The 4,946-nt window shown below is 65.3% G+C and carries 4 protein-coding genes and 2 pseudogenes; 4 read left to right on the forward strand and 2 right to left on the reverse strand.

The genetic code is table 11. The features are described from left to right. Positions 1–230: pseudogene (locus ACN269_RS33140) on the reverse strand (amino acid ABC transporter permease); the annotation flags it as partial. A 16-nt stretch (positions 231–246) separates the two neighbouring features. After that, positions 247–1,089, reverse strand: a complete 843-nt coding sequence (locus ACN269_RS33145; protein WP_421477042.1) for an ABC transporter substrate-binding protein — start codon at positions 1,087–1,089, stop codon at positions 247–249. Positions 1,090–1,345: 256 nt separating this feature from the next. On the opposite strand from ACN269_RS33145, the gene ACN269_RS33150 reads away from it, so the two are divergent. From ACN269_RS33150 to ACN269_RS33165, 4 genes and pseudogenes are all read left to right on the forward strand, one after another. Next, the gene (locus tag ACN269_RS33150; protein WP_421477044.1) at positions 1,346–1,933 is read left to right on the forward strand and encodes an HdeD family acid-resistance protein; all 588 of its coding nucleotides are present in this window, start codon (positions 1,346–1,348) and stop codon (positions 1,931–1,933) included. Positions 1,934–1,990: 57 nt separating this feature from the next. Continuing rightward, the gene (locus ACN269_RS33155; protein WP_421477046.1) at positions 1,991–3,448 is read left to right on the forward strand and encodes a cytochrome ubiquinol oxidase subunit I; all 1,458 of its coding nucleotides are present in this window, start codon (positions 1,991–1,993) and stop codon (positions 3,446–3,448) included. A gap of 14 nt (positions 3,449–3,462) precedes the next feature. After that, positions 3,463–4,521 carry a cytochrome d ubiquinol oxidase subunit II gene (gene cydB, locus ACN269_RS33160; protein ID WP_421477048.1) on the forward strand — a complete coding sequence of 353 codons (1,059 nt, stop codon included), beginning with the start codon at positions 3,463–3,465 and terminating at the stop codon, positions 4,519–4,521. 59 nt (positions 4,522–4,580) lie between these two features. Then, positions 4,581–4,946 (forward strand): annotated as a pseudogene (locus tag ACN269_RS33165) (hypothetical protein); the annotation flags it as partial.

The following is a 4,946-nucleotide window of genomic DNA, read 5'->3' on the forward strand; positions in this document are numbered from 1 at the left end:
TACACGGTCAGCTGCAGCGTATTGAAGACGCCCAGCAGCACGCGTTCGTTGAACAGGTACTCGAAGTAGGTGTCCCAACCGTATGCGGGGTTGGTGGCCGCGCCGTAGAGGAACAGGCCGACCAGCACCAGGATGACCGCCGCCGCCGCCCACCGCCATGGATGGCGCAGTGGAACGGCGTCGATCGGAGGGGGCGACGATGACACATCCGATGACACGCCCGTAGTCATCTGCGACTCCGACCGGTCAGCTGATCGCGCCGTTGATGACGGGTTCTTCGATCATCCCCGCCTCGACGCCCCAGTTGGTCGCGATCTCCGCGTAGGTGCCGTCCTCGATGAGATGCTCGAGCGCTTGCCGCAACGACTCGGCCAGCGGGGAGCCCTTCTGCACCGGCCACCCGTACGGAGCGGAGTCGAAGATCTCGCCGGCCGCCTCCAGCTTGCCGTTACTCTGCTTGATCGCGTAAGCCGTGACCGGTGAGTCGGCCGACATCGCATCGGCCTGACCCAGCACCACCGCGTTCGCCGCGCCATCCTGACTGTCGAAGCTCACGATCTCGATGGGCGGATTGCCGGCATCGGTGCACGCGGCGCTCTTGGCGGGCAATTCCTCGGTCTCCTCGACCGTGGTCGCCTGCACGGCAACTTTCTTGCCGCAGGCATTGTTGGGGTCAATCGGTTCGCCGGGGCGTTGCGCCCACTGAATTCCCGCGGAGAAATACGTGACGAAATCAACGGACTCTTCGCGCTCTTTGGTGTCGGTGAACGACGACATCCCGACGTTGTAGGTGCCACCCTGGATCGACGGGATGATCTTGGCGAAGTCCGACTCGCGGTACTCCGCGGTCAACCCCAGCGTCCCCGCGACGGCGTTCATCAGATCAACGTCAAAGCCCACGATCTTGCCGCTGGGATCCTTGAATTCGTTGGGCGGGTACGGAATGTTGACGCCGACGACCAGCTTCCCGGTCGACTTGATGTCCTCGGGCACGGTGTCAGCAATGGCGTCGACCTTCTCGGCGGTCACCGCCGGGGCGCCACCCGCATCGTCACCGCCGTCGCCCCCGGCTGAGCACCCGGACAGCATCAAGGCACCTCCGGCCGCCAATACGACTGTGGTGCGCAGGAATTTCCCCCGATAGATTCGCCATCCACCTAACACGGTTGCCTCTCCTTGCATCGGGTCGTCGGCGTCGTGACCGGCAGCATCTCCAGCCGACGACGTTAACGACGCTGGAACCAGCCCGCAGTGCCGGTAACGAAACATTAACGAGCACGCGTCGACAACACAGCCGTACTGCCAAATCAAGCGAGGTCACGCGGGCTTGTGCCACACTGCGCGAATGGAAAAGACCGCTCCGCCAAGCCTGTTACCGCACTTGTGGAAGGCCACGCTGGCGTCCGGGGTGCTCGCCGTCATCCTCGGCGTCCTGATGCTCGTCTGGCCGGGCACGACCATCCTCGTGGCGGCGATCTTCTTCGGCGTGTACCTGCTGATCGCCGGCATCGCCCAAGTGGTGTTCGCCTTCAGCCTCGACGTGTCCGCCGGCGGACGCGTGCTGCTGTTCATCAGTGGCGCCGCGGCCCTCATCCTGGCCGTGCTGTGCTTCCGCAGCCTGCAGGAGTCGATTCTGCTGCTGGCCATCTGGATCGGGGTCGGCTTCATCTTCCGCGGTGTGGCGACCGCGGTGTCGGCGATCAGCGACCCCACGCTGCCGGGACGCTGGTGGGAACTGTTCATCGGCGTGCTCAGCCTGGTGGCTGGCGTTGTGCTGCTGGCCTGGCCGTTCGGATCGCTCGGCGTCCTGGTCTGGGTCACCGGCATCTCGCTGCTGGTGATCGGCGTGTTCGAGATCGTCTCGGCGTTCGGCATTCGCAGCGCGGCCAAGAAACTGACACAAATTTCAGCACCTGCCGCCGATGTGGGCTAGCATCGGGTACTACTACCTGTCGTAGTACGCCGCAGCCCGCTCTCGGAAGAGGCACTGATGGACGCTTTGGACGTGTCACGGTGGCAGTTCGGGATCACCACCGTCTACCACTTCATCTTTGTCCCGCTCACCATCGGGCTAGCGCCGCTGCTGGCCATCATGCAGACCGTGTGGCTGGTCACCGACAACCCGGCGTGGTACCGGCTGACCCGCTTCTTCGGCAAGCTGTTCCTGATCAACTTCGCGATCGGGGTGGCCACCGGGATCGTGCAGGAGTTCCAGTTCGGCATGAACTGGAGCGAGTACTCCCGCTTCGTCGGCGACATCTTCGGCGCCCCGCTGGCGTTCGAAGGCCTGATCGCATTCTTCTTCGAATCGACGTTCATCGGGCTGTGGATCTTCGGCTGGAGCCGGTTGCCGCGGCTGGTGCACCTGGCCTGCATCTGGATCGTCGCGTTCGGGGTGAACGCGTCGGCATACTTCATCATCGCCGCGAACTCGTTCATGCAGCACCCGGTGGGCGCCCGCTATAACCCCGAGACCGGCCGGGCCGAACTCACTGACTTCGTTGCGCTGCTGACCAACAACACGGCCATCTGGGCCTTCTTCCACGTGGTGGCCGGATCCCTGCTCACCGCGGGAACCTTCGTCGCCGCGGTCAGCGCGTGGCTGATGGTGCGCTCACACCGCCGGAGCGAGGAGGTCGAGGCACGCAGCATGTACCGGCCCGCGGCGATTCTCGGTGTCTGGGTGTCGCTGGCGGCATCGGTGGCGCTGTTCTTCACCGGCGATTTCCAGGGCAAGCTGATGTTCGTCCAGCAGCCGATGAAGATGGCGTCGGCGGAATCGCTATGTGACACCGAGACCGACCCGGACTTCTCGGTTCTCACGGTCGGCACCCAGAACAACTGCGACAGCATCACCCAGTTGATCGACCTCCCGTATGTGCTGCCGTTCCTGGCCGAGAGCAAGTTCACCGGCGTGACCCTGGAAGGGGTCAATGACCTGCAAGCCGAGTTCGAGGAAAGATTCGGACCGGGTGACTACCGACCCAACCTGTTCGTCACGTATTGGTCGTTCCGCGCGATGATCGGGCTGCTGCTGATCCCGGTGGCGTTCGCCATAGCCACGCTGTGGCTGACCCGGCGCGGCCGCATCCCCGACCAGCGGTGGTATGGCTGGTCGGCCCTGATCACCCTGCCCACGCCGTTCCTGGCAAATTCGGCGGGCTGGGTGTTCACCGAGATGGGCCGTCAACCGTGGGTGGTGGTGCCGAACCCGACCGGCGATCCCTTGGTCCGGATGACGGTGCAGGAGGGCGTCTCCGACCATGCCGCGGGCACAGTGTTGTTCTCGTTGGCGGTGTTCACCCTGCTCTACGGCGTGCTGGCGGTGGTGTGGTTCTGGTTGATGCGCCGCTACATCGTCGAGGGCCCGCAGGAACACGACTCCGAACCGGCACCGCCCAAGCCGCCCGAAGACGAAGACGTCGCACCGCTGTCGTTCGCGTACTGAGGAGGTGACCCCCGGTGGCATTTCAAGAGCTCTGGTTCTTCCTGATCGCCGCGTTGTTCCTCGGCTTTCTGATTCTGGAGGGCTTCGACTGGGGCGTCGGCATGTTGATGGCGCCGCTGGGCCGCGCGGGCGGCCCTGAGGAGGATCCGGAGAGTCGGCGCCGCGCGGTGCTGAACACGATCGGACCCGTCTGGGATGCCAACGAAGTCTGGCTGATCACTGCGGGGGCAGCGATGTTCGCGGCCTATCCGAACTGGTATGCCTCGGTGTTCTCGGCGCTGTACCTGCCCTTGTTGGCCATTCTGTTCGGCATGATCCTGCGCATTGTCGGGATCGAATGGCGCGGCAAGGTCGACGACACCCAGTGGCGCCGCTGGGCCGATATCGGGATCGCCGTCGGCTCCTGGTTACCCGCCATCCTGTGGGGCGTGGCCTTCGCCATCCTGATGCGCGGCCTGCCGGTCGACGCCGACGGTCGTGTCATCGGGTCGGCCGGCGACATGTTCAGCGACGTGATCAACGTCTACACCTTGCTCGGTGGGCTGGCGACCGCGTCGCTGTTCGCGTTCTACGGCGCGATCTTCATCGCGCTGAAGACATCCGGCCCGGTGCGCGAGGATGCGTTCCGGTTCGGCCGGATGCTGTCGATTCCGGTGATCGTGCTGGCCGGCGGATTCGGGCTGTGGACGCAACTGGCCCACGGTAAGGCGTGGACTTGGTTGGCGCTCGGGGTCGCGGTGGTGGCGCTGCTGGCCGCGGTCGCGCTGGTCTTCTCCCACTCCCGCGAAGGGCTGGCGTTCACCGCCATGGTGATCGTGGTGGCCTCCGTCGCCGTGCTGATCTTCGGCTCGATGTATCCCTACCTACTGCCGTCGACGATCAACCCGGAGTGGGGCGTCACGATCTACAACGGCTCCTCGACCGACTACACGCTGCGGATCATGACCTGGGCCTCGCTGACGTTGTTGCCGTTGGTTTTGGCCTACCAGGGTTGGACGTATTGGGTGTTCCGCAAACGGATCTCAGCTGATCGCATTCCGGCCTCGATCGGCCTGAGCAGGCGGTCAGACTGAAGCTGCGGCTCACCGGCCCCGCGCTGCGACGGTTCCTGGTCGCAACGGTGCTGTGCGGGGTGATCATCACCGCGGCCACCATCACCGCGTCGGTGCTGCTGGCCCACGTGGTGGCCGGCGTCATCACCGACCCGGCCGCGCGCACCCTGGAGCACTGGTCCACCGAACTGTGGCTGCTGTTGGCGTTGTGGGTGATTCGGGTCGCCGCGCACTGGGCGCAGGGCCGGCTGTCCCAGCACGGCGCCACCGCGGTGATCGCCGATCTGTCCGGGCAGCTGCTGCGCGCGGTCACCGCCCGCTCGCCGCGCCAACTGGCGCTCGAGCGGGACGACGCAGCGGCGGTGGTGACCCGCGGGTTGGACGGACTGCGGCCGTACTTCACCGCCTACGTGCCCGCGGTCGTGCTGGCGGCGATCCTCACCCCC

Source organism: Micromonospora sp. WMMD736 (assembly GCF_049179015.1).
In the GTDB taxonomy this organism is placed as follows: domain Bacteria; phylum Actinomycetota; class Actinomycetes; order Mycobacteriales; family Micromonosporaceae; genus Micromonospora.

Excerpts from the sequence above, each read along its gene's own strand:
- ACN269_RS33145 (WP_421477042.1), bottom strand. The coding sequence starts at position 1,089 with ATGCTGTCCGGGTGCTCAGCCGGGGGCGACGGCGGTGACGATGCGGGT.
- ACN269_RS33150 (WP_421477044.1), top strand. The coding sequence starts at position 1,346 with ATGGAAAAGACCGCTCCGCCAAGCCTGTTACCGCACTTGTGGAAGGCC.
- ACN269_RS33155 (WP_421477046.1), top strand. The coding sequence starts at position 1,991 with ATGGACGCTTTGGACGTGTCACGGTGGCAGTTCGGGATCACCACCGTC.